Origin of the sequence: Salegentibacter salarius, from assembly GCF_900168265.1 — a bacterium.
GTDB classification, from domain to species: Bacteria; Bacteroidota; Bacteroidia; order Flavobacteriales; family Flavobacteriaceae; genus Salegentibacter; species Salegentibacter salarius.
This window is the reverse complement of the sequence record NZ_FVZF01000012.1, coordinates 41361-59766: the sequence shown is the minus strand read 5'-3', so window position 1 is coordinate 59766 and position 18406 is coordinate 41361. Positions and strand designations below refer to the sequence as shown.

Genomic DNA, 18406 nt, shown 5'->3' with positions numbered 1-18406 from the left:
AATCATTCTCTTTAGAGATACGAATAACAGTAAATGGTTGCGTGATATTTTATGTGTTTTAGATATTTTAACTTGCCATTATTTACACACTTTTGAATTTCAGCGAGATAGACATAAGGGTTTAACATTTTTAAATATTTGAGATTAACATTACCTTACCATTTTCAAAAATTGATCGCATTATGCAGAAGAAAATCGTGGTATTAACCGGTGCCGGTGTGAGTGCTGAAAGTGGAATCAAAACGTTTCGTGATGCCGACGGCCTGTGGGAAGGCTACGATGTTATGGAGATTGCCTCACCTATTGGCTGGGAAAAGGATCAAAAAAGGGTTTTAGAGTTTTATAATCAACGCCGCCGGCAATTATTAACGGTAGACCCTAATTCTGCACATACTGCTTTGGCTGAACTTGAAAAAGAATTTGATGTTGAAATAATTACTCAAAACATAGATGATCTTCACGAAAGGGCGGGCAGTACAAAGGTTACCCATTTGCACGGAGAGCTATTGAAAGCCAGAAGCACTTTTAATGAAAACCTTGTGCTAGATTGGAAACAAGATATAAAACCCGGAGATTTCTGCGAATTTAATTACCAACTTAGGCCACACGTAGTTTGGTTTGGCGAAGCTGTACCTATGTTTGAGAAAGCGATGGAAATTGTGGTCGAAGCAGATATACTTATGATTATAGGAACCTCTATGCAGGTATATCCGGCGGCAGGACTGGTAGATTTTACACCCCAGGGAATCCCGGTTTATTTTATAGACCCGAAACCTAATATTCAGGAGAAGGGAAATCTGCATATTATTGCTGAAAAAGCTTCCATTGGCGTTCCTCAGCTGGTACAGGAATTAATAAATTCAGCATAAAAATTTCAAAGTTATAGGAGAAAAAGAAATGCCGTTGCGGTTTTAAAGATTACTTGGAAGCAGTATCTTTACAGCTTTTAATTTCTAAATCAAACAAATGACACCGCTAACCGCCATTTCTCCTATAGACGGAAGATACCATTCTAAAACCAAACAACTTGCCACTTATTTTAGCGAAGAAGCCTTAATAAGATACCGGGTGAAGGTTGAAGTTGAGTATTTTATTGCTCTTTGTGAATTACCCTTACCACAACTTAAAGATATTGATCATTCGGTTTTTAGTGATTTACGTGCTATTTATAAGAATTTTACAAGCGTAGACGCCCAGGCGGTAAAAGAGATTGAAAAAACCACCAACCACGATGTAAAGGCGGTAGAATACCTGCTGAAAAATAAATTTGATGAATTAGGACTTGAGGAATCTAAAGAATTTATCCATTTTGGGCTTACTTCCCAGGATATAAATAATACTGCGGTTCCTTTAAGCTTAAAAGATGCCATTGAAGCCGAATACCTACCTGAAATTGAAGAAATAATAGCTAAGCTTACACAACTTTCTCAAGATTGGGCTAATGTTCCACTATTGGCAAGAACTCATGGCCAGCCTGCTTCCCCTACCCGATTGGGAAAAGAAATAGAAGTTTTTATTACCCGTTTAGAATCACAACTGGATCTTTTAAATAAAGTGCCGCACGCTGCTAAATTTGGCGGTGCAACAGGAAATTTTAATGCTCATAAGATCGCATATCCAAATATAGACTGGAAGGAATTTGGGACTAATTTTGTGCAGGAAAAATTGGGATTACACCATTCTTTTCCAACCACACAAATTGAGCATTATGACCATATGGCCGCTTTGTTTGATACTTTAAAAAGAATCAACAATATTCTAATAGACCTGGATCGCGATATCTGGACCTATGTTTCTATGGATTACTTTAAGCAGAAAATTAAAAAAGGGGAAATAGGCTCTTCTGCAATGCCTCATAAAGTGAATCCTATAGATTTTGAAAATAGTGAAGGAAATTTAGGAATTGCCAACGCTATTTTTGAGCACCTATCGGCCAAACTTCCTATAAGTAGATTGCAGCGAGACCTTACCGATAGTACAGTTTTAAGAAATATTGGCGTACCTATGGGCCACACCAGCATCGCTTTAAAAAGTACGCTTAAGGGTCTTGGTAAATTATTGCTGAATGAAGAAAAACTAAATGCTGATCTTGAAGCCAACTGGGCGGTTGTAGCTGAAGCTATTCAAACTATTTTGCGCCGCGAAGGATTTAAAAATCCATATGAAACGCTTAAAGGTCTTACCAGAACCAACGAAAAGATCAACAAAAAGAGTATCGCCGATTTTATTGAAACACTAGAGGTTTCTGAAGCTGTTAAAGAAGAACTTAAAAAAATAACCCCACAAAATTATACAGGGATATAACTAAAAATAGGTTGTTTGAAACGATTCGGCAATCTGAACTTGTTTCAAATTCTAAGTTTATTAGAATTAGATTATGAACCAATTTCAGGGTAACGTACTAGCGTTTCAAACAACCTTTTAAATAGTTTCAACTAAAAACTACTCTCCAATTTCGGCATTTAACATACCGGTAATTCCTTTTAAACCTTCCACATCTACATCTCCTTTTTCCAGAGATTTCATTAATTCCATTATTTTCTGAGGACTCATATCTTCTCCCAAAACTCTTGCCACTCCAACTCCTTTTGTATCATCGTAGCCATACACAATAATTTCATCAATCGCATCTTCCTCTCCGGTAAAATAAATTTCTGCTTTGCGATTATTTGAACCGTATTTCATTAAAAGTTGGTACTTTTCATCTTTTAGAATATTGGCTAATTTGGTCTTTTCAGCTTCATACTCCTCTTTATTCTCTTTAACGGGTAGCGCCAAAAGGTTTATTTTCTTCACGCTTTTTAATGTGGCTCTTTGATTCTCATCCACCTCTTCAACATTGGTGAACATACTTGTTGGTACATCTACTGCAATGAATTTATTATCCTGTTGATTTTCTACATAGTACTCCTGTAAACTTGGTTCACTGGCGCAAGAAACAAACGCAGTAGCGGCCAATGCTAATCCTAATATTTTTATCGATTTCATGATTATTGATTCTAAAGTTATTCTAAGATTTATTTTCTACGTTTTTAAGCTCTTCAGCACCAGGAATTTTTAAGTCTGAAGTTAAACGGGATAGCTGGGAAAGATCTATTTCACCCGTAATACTTAAGATTACCGAAATGGGCTCTCCTTCTTTTTCGCCTTCCATAAACATAAAGAGCTCGCTTACGTAATTATCTCTTTTTCCACTCTTCGAATAAAAGCGAATATTTTTTCCATCTTCTTTTACCCGCATTAACTGGTCTAAATTATTAGAATTCAAATAAGATTCTACGTCCTTTTGCATCTCACTTCTTACTGATGCGGTAGTACTGGTAAACATTTTAATCTCATCAAGGTTTTCAATAAGCTTAAGGTACTCTCTTGCTTCTGGATTATCGTCACTTAGGTCTACCTTAGCAAGCATTTTAAACATCTTGCTGGTCATTACCATAGCATCAACATCTTTCATGTCTTCATACTTGGCAAAGGACTGGGCCTGGCTTATCATTGGCAACAAACCAATAAATACTATAATTGCTATCTTTCTCATGGGTTATTCGGTTTTTATAAATTTATTTTTGGTGTTATTAAATTCTTTTAAGTAAATAAGATCTTCTTTTCCCTCGTTCATTAATTCGGAAACCATTTTTAACGCTTCCATACTTTTTTGTAATGCTACTTCCTTATCCTGAATATTGCCAAGATCGCTATCACTCATTTCCAAGGGTTTATTTTGAAAAAAGAAAAGCCCAACTACTAAGATCACACTTGCTGCAATAGCAGTCCAGAGATATCTATTATCCTGCTTATTAGAAGGCAATAAAATTTCCTTTTCGTAGCTTTTCTTGCTCTCAATTTCAGAGAAACCAAAGATAATTTGATAAGGTTTTAGGCTATCAGGCACTTCATTTCTCTTAAAGTACTCCCGGAGCTTTTTTTCTTCAGCCAGGGATGTTTCCCCAGCTTCATATTTTTCCAGTAAATCTTTAATTTTTTGCAATTCCATAATTATGCTTTTTTGTTAAGCTCTCTCGTATTTTTTTTCTCGCTCTAGATAAGGCTACCCTTACCGCAGTACTTTTCATGTTGGTAATTTTCATAATTTCTTCAAATTCCAACTGCTCAATATCACGAAGCTGAAAAACGATTTTTTGCTGTTCTGGTAATTCAGATACAATTCCATTTATCCACTTCAGTTCATCTTTCAGCTCCAATCCTCTGTCAGGAGAAATCGAGTTATTTTCATAATTTTGATGAACAATTCTTAAATTACTATTCTTTTTCGCTTTTAATTCATCCAAACAGTAATTTTTTGTTACCGTCATTGCAAAAGCTTCGAGATTGGTATAATCCTTGAGCTTATGCTTCTGATTCCACAATTTTAGGATCACATCCTGGGTAGCATCTTCTGCCGCTTCTTTTGAAACAAGCAGTCGTAACGCAAGCCGGTACATTTTATCTTTTACCGGGTTTATTTTATCCAGGAAGCCCTGTTGTTTCATTTATGCTTGGTTTAATAGCCTTCTTACCTTTTAAACGATTAGCGGTAATATTTGTTACAAAAGGATTTTGAATTTAATTTATTGTGGGTATTTTTAGCAATCTAAAACAAACTTAACATTTATGAAGATTAATAAACTAGTTTTACTTTTATTCTTATTTACAGGGATTTTAAGCTCCTGTTCTAAAGACGATGACGACGAACGTTTCCCCGTAGTAGAAGGTGGAGACAAACCAGGGGAAACCCCTAATTTAGAAATTGAGAATTATTTATATGATGCTATGAGCATCTATTATGTATATGAAGCAGATGTTCCTGAACTAGGAGAAAACTATTTTGATTCTGAATCAGATAAAGATGAGTGGTTAGCTAGCTTCGACTCTCCCGAAGATCTTTTTAGAAACGGACTTAAAGTTCCTGCACCTAAAGATCGCTTTAGTTTTATTGTAGACGATTATACTGTTTTAGAAAATAGCCAAAGCGGAATTAGTACTACTACCGGAATGGATTATGGTTTGGTAAGATTCGGCGATAATGGTGTTCTAGCCTACGTACGCTATGTAATTCCCGGAAGCTCTGCCGACGAAGCAGGTGTAACACGCGGTGTACTTTTTACCGATATTGACGGAGAATCAATGACCCTGGATAATTACCAATCTCTTTTAGGAAGAGATGGCTATGAGATCACCGTAGCTGAAATTAATGATAATACCATTAGTAATACCGATGAAACTATTGCCTTAACAAGGGAACAACTTACCGAGAACCCAGTATTAGTGGCTAAAACCCTGGATGTTGATGGAATAAATGTAGGATACATTATGTACAACAGTTTTACTGCTGATTTTGATGATGAATTAAACGCTGCATTTGGAGAATTAAAAGCTGAAGGTGTAGACGAGTTAGTTCTAGACCTTAGGTATAACGGCGGTGGTTCTGTAGAAAGTGCGGTAGACCTTTCCAGTATGATTACCGGCCAGTTTAACGGTGAAATTTTCTCTAAACAAAGCTGGAACGATCTTTTACAAAGTCAGTTCTCAGAAGAAGAATTGGTTGACAGGTTTAATGATAAAATTAGAACCGAAGAGATGATTAATAGTCTTGGTCTTAGCAAAGTTTATATTATAGGTACAGGTTCTACGGCATCTGCCAGTGAATTGGTGATGAACGGTCTTGCGCCTTATATAGAGGTTGTGCACGTAGGTACTTCTACTGTTGGTAAATTCCAGGCGGCGGCACCTTTGTATGATTCGCCTAACTTTACAAGACAAAACCGTAATCCTAATCATAAATATGTAATTCAGCCATTGATCTACGAATCTAAAAATGCAGATGAAGACGCATATTACGAGGAAGGATTGATTCCTGATATTGAAGCTGAAGAAGATATTGTAAACTTAATAGAACTGGGCACACCTGAAGAAACCTTACTGGCTGCTGCTCTTGCTGATATTACCGGTAATAGAATGGCAATTCCTGCTATATCTTACGATTCAAGATTCACTAAAATTGGTGAGAGTGGTGATAATGATATTGATTACCAGAGAATGTATGTAGACGAAATTCCTGAACAAATCAAGCAAAAAGCTGCTGAATTGAAGAAATAGTTTCAGTAACTTAGAATACAAAAGCCCCGTTTCAAAAAAGAAACGGGGCTTTTTTTATGCAAATGCAATTTAACAGAAAAACAATCTTTTAGTCGTTAAAGTAGAATCCGTTTGGTGCCACACCTACTTCTATATTTTCCAGTAATTCGCCACTTAGGCTATAAATTTCAACAAAACTATTGGAAGAAAAATTTCCACCATCGGCAATATAAATTCTATCATCTTCAACTTCGAAACCATACATTATCCCAAAATCAGAGTTAGAAGTATATGAAAATAAAGCTTCTTCAGGAGCCGCTTCCGCATTTTCCCCCATCATAAACACTAAATTTCCTATTGTATAATAAATCAATCCGTCTTCAAGAACAAGATTAGCTGCGCTTCCTGCATCCGTATTGATTTCTATTTCATCCAACACGGCGCCAGAGTTCAGATCTATTTTTTCGAGTTTGGAAGCACTTAAAGCATAAAGGGCTCCGTTTTCAATTTCAATAGAATTCAGGGTTTCTTCGGTTTCAATAGTATTAACTATTTCATTAGAACCGGCATCAATCACTGAAACCGTATTTCCGGCACCAAATACAGCATTCTGTACATAAATATTTCCGTCTTCTTCTACAATATGCTCGGCAGGAGCATTTAATGCTATGGTTTCTTCAACCTGTAAAGTTTCTAAATCTATTACGGCAACATAATCATCAAATTCGGTAGCATCAGCATCTTCAAAACCGGCCAAATTTGTTACATAAGCTTTTCCGTTTTCAACTGTTCCATATCGGGGAACATTAAGACCGCTATCTACTTTACCAACCAGCTCAAAAGTGTACCTGTCAACCACCGTAATCAGGTTTGAGCCATTAGAAATAATATAGACTAGATCATCTTCAAAAAAGATAGATTGCATATACTGCCCCAAATCATCCCCGGCGTTAGCTGCCTTGTAAATTTCCTGTTCTACATTTTCAAGATCATTATTGATAAAAGTAACTGAGCCGCCACCTGAATTTCCTTCATTTAGAACAAAAAAGCCATCGGTGTATGTTCCTTCCGGTTGCTGTTCTGACGGTTCAACTACATCATCATCACTGCTACACGAATTCAAAAATAAGCCACCTAAAATGGCAATGGTTAATAGTTTACTGATTCTCTTCATTGGTTAGAATTTTAGCAAGGAGCGGAGCAAATTGTCTTATTTTATGAATATTTGCTTCCAGCATCATGCTGGTTAAAAATTAAGGTTTAGGTATATATTAAAATTTCTGCCGGGCATCCATCGGTCTTCCACACCTTGATATTCTTCATCAAAAATGTTTAAGATTCGGGTTCCCAGTTTGTAAGTATTATTTTTCCCGAAATCATAAGAGAGTCCAAGGTTTGAAACCAAATAGGAGTCTATATTATAGCGGGAATTATTATCAGACCTGGTAAAAACCTCGCCATTATATAAAAGCTGATAATCCAGGTTTAAGTTTTTAAATGAATAGGTAAATGCACCGGTTGTTTTATGAAAAGGCACATAGATAAGCTGGTAACCGGTATTCATATTTTCTGAAACCGTATAGGCGTAAGTACCCGAAGTGCTAATTTGATGATCCTTAGAAAGCTGCTTTTGCCAGCCGGCCAATATCTCTAACCCGTACGTTTCCACTCTTTCTTCGTTCCTGGGACGCCATACGTTACTCTCTGAAGGCAACCAGCGAATCATATCATCAATCTGAATATAATACCCGGTAAGACTAAAAGTGAGATTTTGATATTTAAAATGATTTCCCAGTTCTACCTGGTTAGAAGTTTCAGGGGTTAAATCAAGATTTCCAGCGCCTGCCCAATAAAGATCATTATAGGTAGGGATTCTGAAGTTTCGGGAAACATTCATTTTGAAGCTATAGAAATCTGTAAATTCATAATTCATTCCTGCAGAAAACAATAACGGACTTTCATAATTATTGGTTGCTTCTTTCCTGATGCCTAATTCATATTGAAATTTCTGAAACGGCTTGTGTTTCATTAAAAGAGCTGCGGAAAAAATGTTTCGGGTATTTTCTTCAATTCCAGACCCCTCACCATCGGTATAAGTGTTGGTTAAAACGGTATTAAATTCCAGTGTTTTGGAGACTGAATATTTTAGATCATATTTACCGATTAGCGTTTTTGCCTCGCCAAATGAATAATTTTCTGAAGCTATATTGTCATAATAACGATAGTTTTCATCTAAATGTGCAAGTCTTGCCACCGAGATAAAATCTCCAAATTCACTTACCCACTCCAGTAAATTCCGGGTATTTAAATCGCGGTACTTTGTACGGGTTTCTGAAGGTCTAATCAGGGAAAAATGCCTTTCCCCATCAAAAACCTCGCTGTAAAACTTCAGTGTGTTTTTACTATTTAAACGGTAAGCCAGCCCTATGTTAAGGTTGTTATTATAGAATTCTCCATTTTCATTAATTCTGCCTTCAACCGGCCATTCGTAATCATTGTCAGAAGAATTTCGCGCTAGCGCCACACTCAAACTCCATTTCTTTCCGGAAGTCTTTATTTTATAACGAGCATCCAGCGTATTGAAACTACCATATTGCAAAAAAATATTCTGCTTAGTTTTTCCGCTAAAATCAAGATTGGTGTTTAGATGCACCGTGCCACCAATAGCACCGGTTCCGTAAACTACACTTCCTCCTCCACCGCGCACACTAATATTATCATATCCGGCAGCGTTTAGCGTATTAAAATCGGTTTGGCCGTTAAATTGAGAGTTGATATTGATCCCATTCCATAAAACCGCAGTTTGTGACGCCGTGGTGCCACGAAAAGATGGAGAAGAAACCATCCCCAACCCGTTTTCCTTGAAATAGATATTGGTATTAAAATTTAGTGCTGAAGTAAGTAGCGCTCCGTTTTTCTTTAAAACCGAATCGTTTAAAACAGTAACCTGCTGGCCGGTAGAGAAATCTTTCAGTTTGGTATCGGTCAGGAATACTTCGTTCAAAACGTTTATCGTATCGTTTTGAGCAAGTGTTGGCAAGCCACAAAGCAGGCCAAGAAATAAAATATAAAACTGCGTTTTTTTCATCTGCCCCTGACTTTTATCCCGAAAGTCTAAGAATTTATTAGTTATATTTTGGCAGGTCTCCTGGCTCGCGTCTCGTTGTTTACCTTCCCGTTCAAAAAAGAACAGTGGTTTTTGAAGTGATAACAACAAGCGTCCTATTACAGACTAAGCTTACAGTTGCGGGAACAGCTCAGGCTTAACAAAAATTAGAAGGAAGAAGTTTGAAATAAGAATAAAATATTCTTGCTTCGTATTTTGTACTTCTAACCTCGTACTTTTTTCCTGATTCCCTTTTAATCGGCGTGATAAAATTCACATCCGAACCAAAAATTTCAATGCGAAATTAAACATTTATCTGAATTGCGACTATAAAATTCCAATTAATCTTACTTTTGAAAACTCCTGTATAGAAGATATTTTTAAAAATTTTATCAAGCTGAACTTGCTTCAGAGGTTGAAAAATAAGATGAAACTATATTAAGTAAATTTCATTTAAAATAATAAGAATGAAAATAAAGATTGTAAAATCCCTAAGTTTCTGCATCATTTTTCTATTGCTTAATTCTTGTAAAAACAATCAAAAGGAGCAAAATACAAGTCACGAACAATCTGGAAATTCAGTTGAATTAAGCTATGCTAATAACTTTAGCATTGAAGATTTTGGGGATTTCTACCTCTTAACAATCGAAACTCCCTGGCCTAATGCTGAGAAAGCCTTCACTTATCTTCTCGCGAAAGAAAATGCTGAAATTCCCGATGATTTGAAGTTCGATCAAAAAATACAAATCCCGGTGGAAAAAATGGTGGTGACTTCCACTACTCATATTCCGGCTCTGGAAGCTTTAAACGAAGAAAACAGCCTGATTGGATTCCCCGGACTCGATTATATTTCTTCGGAAAAAACCCGGAAATTGATCAATTCCGGAAAAATTAAAGAGCTTGGTAAAAATGAAAATATCAATACCGAAGTACTGATAGATTTGGAACCAGATGTTGTGGTTGGTTTTGCCATAAATGGCAATAACAAAACCTTTGAAACCATTCAAAAAACAGGAACTCCAGTAATGTATAACGGTGACTGGACAGAGAAAACTCCCCTAGGTAAAGCCGAATGGATCAAATTCTTCGGCGTTTTTTACGATAAATTAGAGGAAGCTGAAGCTATTTTCAATGAAATTGAAACCTCTTATAACGAAGCAAAAGAATTAGCAGAGTCTGCTGAAAAGACTCCAAAGGTTTTAAGCGGCGCGATGTATAAAGACCAATGGTATTTACCTTACGGAAATTCCTGGCAGGCACAATTTATAAAGGATGCAAATGCAAATTACGTTTATGCAGAAACTGAAGGTAACGGAAGTATGGCCCTTTCTTTTGAAAGTGTACTGGCAAAAGCACAGGACGCTGAATTTTGGATAAGTGCAGGACAATTCACTTCTTATACGCAACTTTTGGAAGAATCCAACCACTATCAAAAATTTGAAGCCGTACAGCATAAAAAGGTATATAGTGTAAGTTTAACCAAAGGCGAAACCGGTGGTGTTCTTTATTTCGAGTTAGGCCCACAACGCCCGGATTTGGTACTTAAGGATCTCATTTCCATTTTCCATCCTAACTTGCTTCCAGATTATGAAAAGAGGTTTTTTAAGGCTTTAGAAGAACAGAAAAGAGAATAAAATTATTTATCTTTAAAAGCTAAGGTATTGAAAATGAAAACTATTTCTATAAATATAAAAGAATCTGTGTTTGAAGAAACTGAAAAATTATCTTCAGAACTGAAGAAATCTACAGAAAATTATATAAACGAGGCTATCGAATATTATAATATTCATCAAAACAGAAAACTTTTAGCGCAAAAACTTAAGGATGAATCATATTTGGTTAAGAAGGAATCGATGAATGTATTGAAGGATTTCGAGGAGATAGATTATGAAAATTAATCAATTTGAAATTTGGATAGCAGATTTAAATCCACGGGTTGGCACCGAAGCTGGCAAAAAAAGACCCGTTATAATAATTCAAACCAATTTATTGAATTCTTCTAATCATCCCTCCACTTTAATTTGTCCGCTTACAACAAATGTTCAAAAAGATGTTGATATTCTTCGTGTTCACTTGCCAAAGGGCACAGCAAAACTCACTAAAGATTGTGATATTATGGTAGATCAGTTAAGAGCAATAGATAATAAAAGATTAGTCAAAAAAATTGGTAAGGTTTCGTCCCAGACTTCTGAAAAATTAAAAGAAAACCTTCTCATAATTATGGATATTAGCTAATATTCCATTATCATTCTTCTTTAATTTTATCTCCTCATTTTATTTCAGATATTTACACCGAAATAAATAATCGGCCTTGTTGCAGTCCCAGAAATACGTTGTCCCGCTTTTGCTCCTTTTTCTAGGAGTAATTGTTCTTGGGTTCTTAAATATAAGTTTGGGTTCGGTAAATATTCCATTTAAAGATGTTTTTGCTTCAATTTTCAACCTGGAAGTTTCTAAAGAAACCTGGCGGTATATAATTGTTGAATATCGATTACCAAAGGCAATCACCGCAATAATAACCGGCTCCGGACTTGCCATTAGCGGATTATTAATGCAAACCCTTTTTCGAAATCCGTTGGCAGGACCTTATGTTTTGGGCTTAAGCAGCGGTGCCAGTTTGGGCGTTGCCATTGTAATAATGGGAGCTTCTGTTTTTGGAGGTGCTTTTGCCGGAATTTTATTATCTAAATGGAGCCTCGTTGTCGCCTCCAGCCTGGGAAGCTTATTGGTGCTTCTTGCGGTAATGCTAGCTTCAATAAGACTTAGAGATACCATGGCTATTTTAATAATCGGACTGATGTTTGCCAGCTTAACTGCAGCAGTAGTCAGTGTTCTTTCCTACTTTAGTCCCGCAGCGCAATTACAACAATATATTTTCTGGTCTTTTGGGAGTTTAGGCGATCTTTCCTGGAATGAAGTTGGCATACTGGCAATGTTTTGGTTAGTGGGATTGGTCCTGGCTATTTCCTGCATAAAAAATCTTGACACCCTACTTCTTGGTGAACAATATGCCAAAAGCCTTGGCGTGAGCATACCAAGAAACCGACTTATAATTATTATTGCTACCAGCTTACTTGCCGGGAGTATTACCGCTTTTGCCGGCCCAATTGCTTTTGTAGGTTTAGCGGTTCCGCATTTAATAAGGCAGGTAATCCCGGTAAATAATCATAGAATTTTGGTTCCGGCCGTTATTTTGGGAGGATCGGCACTAATGCTTATTTGCGATATTGCGGCTCAATTACCGGGACAGGAATATACTTTACCCATAAATGCCATAACTTCGTTAATTGGAGCACCTGTAGTAATTTGGCTATTGGTTCGTAAACGTAAATTTTTATTCTGAAAGTGGATCAACCCGAACAACATAGCATCCTGAAGACGATTAATCTGGATATTGGTTACAGTACTAAAACTGAAAAAACCATTATCGCTGAAGCTATTGATATTGAAGTAAACCAGGGAGAACTGGTTGCGGTTATAGGTGTAAATGGTGTTGGAAAATCTACGTTTTTACGCACCTTAAGCGGAGTTCAGGATGCGCTAAAGGGAAAAGTCCTGGTTAAAAATGAACAAATTCAGCAAATTGATTCTTTAGAACTAGCTTCTCTAGTGAGTCTTGTACTTACCGAACAACCCATTTCTAAAAATTTAAGTGTTTTTGAACTGGTTGCTCTTGGTCGGCAACCTTATACCAACTGGATTGGCCGCCTAAGCAAAAACGATCTACGACAAATTAAAAAATCCCTGCAAAATGTTGGGATTGAAGATTTGCAAAACAAGAAATGCTACGAGTTAAGCGATGGGCAATTACAAAAAGTATTGATAGCTCGTGCCATTGCTCAAAACACGCCTTTGGTTATCTTAGACGAACCTACCACGCACTTAGATCTGTACCATAAAGCTTATGTGCTTAAATTGCTAAAAAAGCTTACCCGAAAAACTAATAAAGCCATTGTTTTCGCTTCTCACGAAATAAATCTTGCCATTCAACTTTGCGATAAGATTATTCTCATGCAGAATAAAAAAGTTACCACGGGTTCTCCAAAAGAACTCCTGGAATCCGGAGCATTCTCTACTGTTTTTCCTGAAGGTTTAATCATTTTCGATAAAGCTTCAGCTTCTTTTAAAATAAATCCCTAGTTATCTTTTAGAAAATATTTTAGACCGAAGGTAAAATTGTTGGAATAGAAATTTTTCAGCGTGTAAAATTCAGCCTGGGCATTAAAATGAAGGTATTTTGAAACCGGCCATACCACGTTCCCGCGATAGCGCTGAAACTCATCAGAAAAAGTATCCAGAAAATATCCGGCATCCAGATTAATCTTCCAAAAGTTCTGTTTATTCTTATATTCATAAGCAACACCCATTCCACCATACAAGCGCTCATCTAAGGTCCAGTAAGGATAACCGTCGGGTCTGCTGGAATTTCCGAGCATTCCAGAAAATTCAGAATAAGGTCTGAATTTCGATCTTTTATTCAGCTTAATATCCATAGAAATACTGGTTAAAGCCTGTACATCTTGCACATCGTCACTATAATGATTTCCTTCCAGGTAGAAAACAGCCTGAAATTTTTCTTTAAACTGAAGTTCTTCGTAAATATTTAATTGGATTTGATAAATATCCAGGGCGTAAGCGGGCCCTGTAATAGCCGGTTTCCTGGAAATTTGAAATGAACTATACAAACTATCTTTTGCTATAGAAGCTGAAGCCTGCAAATGAAGGTAAGCCTTCCCGGCTTCCTTAAACTCCAGCCGAGTGCCAAAACCATAATTAAGCTTTTCTATTCTTTCACGCGATTTAAACCTGTAAATTAAGCCGTATAAATGTTCATCTATATTATTTTCAAATTCCTCCTGAAAAGGAATTGCGTAAGCTTTATACTGGCTCAAACCAAATTGATGCTGATGCAGTTTCTTATCCCGAAGTCCATAAGTAGCTTCTGTCCCAAAAGAAGTAGGATCTAACCTATCACTAATAATATTGCTTCCTATTCTAAGAAAATCACCCTCTGTAATTCTGAGATCTTGCTTTATTTGCGCAGCAATTTCTGGGTAAAAAAGCGATGGATATTCGTTTAACAATAGCCGTTTTTGTTCAGAACTTAAATAAATAACGTCTTTGTTAAGCTGTGTTCTTAATCTCTCTTTATTGGTTGAATTAGGTAATTTAGAGGCTATTTTCCAGGCGGTAACAATATCTCCGCGGCCCATATAGTATTCGGCCATAAATGACTGGATAGCTTCTTTTTCTTCTGGATTGTTTTTTTCGGAATAATTCGCGTATAAACGTTCTACTTCTTCATAATTTTTTAGCGCATAAAACCACTGCATTCTTTCTACCAAAGGAAAATCTTTTGCGCAGGCAGACCATTCCAGTGCTTTTCTAAAACTTCCCTGCCCGGCATAGGTATAAGCAATTGTGGGAGCTAAAGGTTTAAGGTCTTCTCTACAGCTATCTATTTCCAGTAATTCCCTTTTGAAAAATTTCAAATGAATTACCAATTAGACTAAAAAAATATAGTCTTTAAGATAAAAATTTATCAAATCAAAAAATTATCATTTTCCAATTTCATATACCTTTGTGTGAAATTTGAATATTTAAATGAATTTACTCCGCATTCCCTGCTTTATTCTTTGCTGCTTATTGTTTTCCTGCCAGGAAAATACCGCCCAGGATATGGAAGACACCATAGATTATCGGAATGAAATGCGGAATTTCGTGATTGAAATAAGTGAAACTGCTAAAGCTGAAAATTCAAATTTCCTGGTTATTCCTCAAAATGGAATCGAACTTATATTCCAGGAAAACGAACTTCCCGCAGTAGATTATTTAGACGCTATAGACGCGGTGGGACAGGAAGATCTCTTTTATGGTTATCCCGAATTCAATAAACCTACACCCACTCCAGATAATATTTATTTGAAAAAACACCTGGATTCGGCAAAAAGCAGTGGTAAAAAAGTACTGGTAACAGATTATTGTAAAACTCCGGAATTCATTGAGCGTTCTTACAGTCTTAATGAAGAGAATAATTATATTTCTTTTGCTGCGCCCAGAAGAGAATTAGATATAATTCCCAGCGCTCCAATTTATAACGAAAACAAAGCAGATATAAATAAGCTTTCAGAGGTTAAAAACTTTCTATACATTCTTAACTACGCTGAATATCCCAGCAAACAGGAACTCATTTCTGAACTTGCTTTTACCAATTACGACCTTATTATTTTAGATCTGTTTTTTAACGAAGAGACTTTTACCGCTGAAGAAATCCAGCAGTTAAAAAAGAAGAAGAACGGCGGTGATCGCCTTGTAATCGCATATATGTCTATTGGGGAAGCGGAGGATTACCGGTATTACTGGGAAGAGACCTGGAACAGCAATCATCCTGGCTGGCTGGTGGAAGAAAACCCACAATGGGCTGGGAATTTTAAAATAGCCTATTGGAACGAAGATTGGAAAAATCTTATTTACAGAAATGAAAACTCTTACCTAAGTAAAATTGTAAATGCTAATTTTGACGGTATTTATCTGGATATTATAGACGCTTTTCAATATTTTGAAGAAAAAAAATAATTCACTGCCCCATTAAATTTTCCACCAAACTAAGCCTGGAATTTTAGAACAATTCCAGCAAATAAGTATCTTTGAGGAAACTGCTATTTCTCAATGAACGATTATTTACTCATCGCTTTAATTTTTGCGGCTCTTATTATAGGACTCTATTTCGGAAAACTTATTTCAAGTTTAAAAAGCAAAAATACCGAAGCTATTTTACAGGAAAAAAATAATCAACTATCACTACAGGTAGAAGATCTTAAGTCTCAACTAAACAATAATTTAAATAATTTTAAATCTGAAGTATTAGATTTAAAAAATAGCGCACAACTTCAAACTGAAAAACTAGAAAAGGAACGGGAAGAAATACGCCGGGAAAAAGATTTTTTAAGCAACGAACTCACTAAGAGAAATGCCGAATTTGAAAATCTAGAACTTAGAAATAAAGAACAAAAAGCCGAGGTTGAACAACTTCAGGAAAAATTTGAAAAAGAATTTGAAAACCTGGCCAATAAGATCCTGGAGCAAAAATCTGAAAAATTCACACTTCAGAATAAAGAGAATATTCAGAATATATTAAATCCATTACAGGAGAAGATTCTGCATTTTGAAAAACGTATTGAAGAAGGAAATAAAGAAAGCATAGACCGCCACGCGATGTTGCGTCAGCAAATAATTGGTTTAAAGGAACTCAATGAGCAAATGAGCAAAGAAGCCACGAACCTTACCAAAGCACTTAAAGGCGATACCAAAACCCAGGGAAATTGGGGAGAAATGATACTGGAACGGGTGCTGGAACGCAGCGGCCTTCAGAAAGGTAGTGAATATAGCGTTCAGCAAAGTTTTACCAATGCCGACGGAAACCGGGTTTTGCCCGATGTGGTAATTAATCTCCCGGGCGACAAAAAGATGATCGTAGATTCTAAAGTCTCGCTAAACGCCTACGAACGCTATAGTAATGAAACCGAAGAAGTTGAAAGAAAACAACATTTAAAAAATCATCTTACCGCTATTCGCAATCGAGTGAACGAACTGGGTGGTAAAAACTACCACCAGTTATACCAGATGGAAAGCCCAGATTTTGTCTTGCTTTTTATACCAATTGAAGCCGCTTTTGCGGTAGCTTCCAATGAATACCCGGGCTTATATTCTGAAGCTTTTGACAAGAATATTATTATTGTTACGCCTACTACTCTACTCGCAGTTTTAAAAACCATAGACAGCATGTGGCAAAACGAGAAACAAAAACAGAATGCCATTGCTATTGCAACCCAGGCCGGTGCTTTATACGATTCTTTTACTGCCTTAACTGAAGAACTTACAAAAATTGGTAGGCAGCTGGGAACCGTTCAAAATTCTTACGAGGGCGCCATGAAAAAGCTTACCGGCAAAGGAAATCTACTTAGACGGGTAGAAAAACTCAAAAAGCTAGGCGCTAAAGCCAGCAAACAAATTGATCCTAAAATGTTATCAGCGATAGATGAGGATCCAATTGAAGAAGATAAAACCCTTAATTAATATGCAAGTAGTTAAAAGATCAATTTTCAAGCTTTTATTAATCAGCTTTTTTACGCTGAACATTTCTGCGCAGGAAATCTATTTCCCGGCAAGTGGAGCCTGGCAGGAAAAAGAAGCGGCTGCTTATAATTTAGATTTCACTGATGCTGTTGAGTTCGCTAAAGCAAACGAATATTCAGAATCAAAAGATCTAAGACAGGCTATTCTAAAAGGATTTCAACACGAACCTTATCACGAAATTTTAGGACCTACCAAAAGACGCGGTGGCCCGGCGGGAATGATCTTAAAAGACGGCTACCTCGTCGCAAAATGGGGAGATATCAAACGGGTAGATATGACATTTAGCGTCACCAAAAGTTTTCTTTCTACTACTGCTCTGCTTGCTTTAGACAAAAACCTGATCGCCGATTTTGAAGATCCTGTGATCAATTACGTATGGGACGATACTTTTGAAGGTGAACATAATTCCAAAATTACCTGGAAACATTTACTACAACAAAACTCCGATTGGAGCGGAGAACTTTGGGGTTCTTACGATTGGGCCGATAGACCACCAAAAGAAGGTGGAATAGATGACTGGCGAAATCGAAACCTTAATGAACCCGGAACGCATTTTAAATACAACGATGTTCGGGTGAATGTGCTTGCTTATTCTTTATTAAACGTATTTAGAAAACCTCTTCCCAGCGTTTTAAAAGAAGAAATTATGGATCCTATTAATGCATCCTCAACCTGGCGGTGGTTTGGCTACGAAAATTCCTGGACTACCATAGACGGTTTCAAAATACAATCGGTAAGCGGTGGCGGGCATTCCGGCGGCGGAATGTTTATCAATACCGAAGATATGGCACGTTTTGGTTTGCTATTTATGAATAACGGAAACTGGGATGGCAAACAATTAATTTCAGAAAAACTTATTGAAGAAGCAGTACAGCCTTCTATTCCAAATGAGAACTACGGTTATATGTGGTGGCTTAATGCCGATGGACCACGTCAATGGGAGAAGGTAGATAAAGACATTTTTTATGCGGCAGGTTTCGGCGGAAATTTTATTATTGTAGACCGTAAGGAAAAACTGGTTATTATTACTCGTTGGCTTGAACCTTCTAAAGTAGAAGAATTTGTTCAAAAAATTTATAATTAAATAAA

General features: G+C 36.7%; 18 protein-coding genes and 1 riboswitch. Of the genes, 11 read left to right on the top strand and 7 right to left on the bottom strand.

Annotation, left to right across the window (positions count from 1 at the left end):
* Positions 1-182 precede the first annotated feature (182 nt).
* Both B5440_RS08480 and purB read left to right on the top strand, forming a co-directional pair.
* Complete coding sequence (locus B5440_RS08480) at positions 183-869, top strand: SIR2 family NAD-dependent protein deacylase (RefSeq protein ID WP_070053095.1); 687 nt, start codon at positions 183-185, stop codon at positions 867-869.
* Between the two features lie 97 nt (positions 870-966).
* Complete coding sequence (gene purB, locus B5440_RS08475) at positions 967-2304, top strand: adenylosuccinate lyase (protein ID WP_070053097.1); 1338 nt, start codon at positions 967-969, stop codon at positions 2302-2304.
* Between the two features lie 138 nt (positions 2305-2442).
* Here the strand turns inward: purB and B5440_RS08470 are convergent, their stop codons facing one another.
* From B5440_RS08470 to B5440_RS08455, 4 genes are read right to left on the bottom strand one after another with little or no spacing between them, the layout of a single operon-like run.
* Positions 2443-2988, bottom strand: a complete 546-nt coding sequence (locus B5440_RS08470; protein ID WP_070053099.1) for a DUF4252 domain-containing protein — start codon at positions 2986-2988, stop codon at positions 2443-2445.
* A 22-nt stretch (positions 2989-3010) separates the two neighbouring features.
* Positions 3011-3538, bottom strand: coding sequence for a DUF4252 domain-containing protein (locus B5440_RS08465; protein WP_070053101.1), 528 nt, complete (start codon positions 3536-3538; stop codon positions 3011-3013).
* A 3-nt stretch (positions 3539-3541) separates the two neighbouring features.
* Complete coding sequence (locus B5440_RS08460; protein ID WP_070053102.1) at positions 3542-3994, bottom strand: hypothetical protein; 453 nt, start codon at positions 3992-3994, stop codon at positions 3542-3544.
* A complete protein-coding gene (locus B5440_RS08455) occupies positions 3975-4490 on the bottom strand; it encodes an RNA polymerase sigma factor (protein ID WP_070053104.1) in 516 nt (171 codons plus the stop codon). Before B5440_RS08455 ends, B5440_RS08460 begins: the two co-directional genes overlap by 20 nt.
* Positions 4491-4611: 121 nt before the next feature.
* Here B5440_RS08455 and B5440_RS08450 point away from each other — a divergent pair, with 121 nt between their 5' ends.
* Positions 4612-6096, top strand: a complete 1485-nt coding sequence (locus B5440_RS08450) for a S41 family peptidase (RefSeq protein WP_070053105.1) — start codon at positions 4612-4614, stop codon at positions 6094-6096.
* An 88-nt stretch (positions 6097-6184) separates the two neighbouring features.
* Here B5440_RS08450 and B5440_RS08445 read toward each other — a convergent pair whose 3' ends face one another.
* On the bottom strand, positions 6185-7249 hold the full coding sequence (locus tag B5440_RS08445) for a YncE family protein (RefSeq protein ID WP_070053107.1): 1065 nt from the start codon (positions 7247-7249) through the stop codon (positions 6185-6187).
* A gap of 72 nt (positions 7250-7321) precedes the next feature.
* The gene (locus B5440_RS08440) at positions 7322-9163 is read right to left on the bottom strand and encodes a TonB-dependent receptor plug domain-containing protein (RefSeq protein ID WP_070053185.1); all 1842 of its coding nucleotides are present in this window, start codon (positions 9161-9163) and stop codon (positions 7322-7324) included.
* Positions 9164-9196: 33 nt separating this feature from the next.
* A riboswitch (cobalamin riboswitch) is annotated at positions 9197-9485 on the bottom strand.
* A 163-nt stretch (positions 9486-9648) separates the two neighbouring features.
* On the opposite strand from B5440_RS08440, the gene B5440_RS08435 reads away from it, so the two are divergent.
* From B5440_RS08435 to B5440_RS08415, 5 genes are all read left to right on the top strand, one after another.
* Complete coding sequence (locus tag B5440_RS08435; RefSeq protein ID WP_070053108.1) at positions 9649-10815, top strand: ABC transporter substrate-binding protein; 1167 nt, start codon at positions 9649-9651, stop codon at positions 10813-10815.
* A gap of 27 nt (positions 10816-10842) precedes the next feature.
* Positions 10843-11079, top strand: a complete 237-nt coding sequence (locus B5440_RS08430; RefSeq protein ID WP_394330407.1) for a hypothetical protein — start codon at positions 10843-10845, stop codon at positions 11077-11079.
* Positions 11069-11416, top strand: coding sequence for a type II toxin-antitoxin system PemK/MazF family toxin (locus tag B5440_RS08425; RefSeq protein ID WP_070053112.1), 348 nt, complete (start codon positions 11069-11071; stop codon positions 11414-11416). Before B5440_RS08430 ends, B5440_RS08425 begins: the two co-directional genes overlap by 11 nt.
* 76 nt (positions 11417-11492) lie before the next feature.
* A complete protein-coding gene (locus B5440_RS08420) occupies positions 11493-12524 on the top strand; it encodes an iron ABC transporter permease (RefSeq protein WP_070053114.1) in 1032 nt (343 codons plus the stop codon).
* 2 nt (positions 12525-12526) lie between these two features.
* Complete coding sequence (locus tag B5440_RS08415; protein ID WP_070053116.1) at positions 12527-13321, top strand: ABC transporter ATP-binding protein; 795 nt, start codon at positions 12527-12529, stop codon at positions 13319-13321.
* Here the strand turns inward: B5440_RS08415 and B5440_RS08410 are convergent.
* Positions 13318-14673 (bottom strand): hypothetical protein, encoded by a 1356-nt coding sequence (locus tag B5440_RS08410; protein WP_070053118.1) that lies wholly within the window; start codon positions 14671-14673, stop codon positions 13318-13320. The genes B5440_RS08415 and B5440_RS08410 overlap by 4 nt on opposite strands.
* A 112-nt stretch (positions 14674-14785) precedes the next feature.
* Between B5440_RS08410 and B5440_RS08405 the strand changes: the two genes are divergently transcribed.
* The 3 genes from B5440_RS08405 to B5440_RS08395 all read left to right on the top strand — a co-directional run bounded on the left by B5440_RS08405 (position 14786) and on the right by B5440_RS08395 (position 18401).
* The gene (locus B5440_RS08405) at positions 14786-15757 is read left to right on the top strand and encodes an endo alpha-1,4 polygalactosaminidase (RefSeq protein WP_070053120.1); all 972 of its coding nucleotides are present in this window, start codon (positions 14786-14788) and stop codon (positions 15755-15757) included.
* A 93-nt stretch (positions 15758-15850) separates the two neighbouring features.
* Positions 15851-17257 carry a DNA recombination protein RmuC gene (gene rmuC, locus B5440_RS08400; protein WP_070053122.1) on the top strand — a complete coding sequence of 469 codons (1407 nt, stop codon included), beginning with the start codon at positions 15851-15853 and terminating at the stop codon, positions 17255-17257.
* 1 nt (position 17258) lies between these two features.
* Positions 17259-18401, top strand: a complete 1143-nt coding sequence (locus tag B5440_RS08395; RefSeq protein WP_070053187.1) for a serine hydrolase domain-containing protein — start codon at positions 17259-17261, stop codon at positions 18399-18401.
* The last annotated feature ends 5 nt before the right edge of the window (positions 18402-18406 follow it).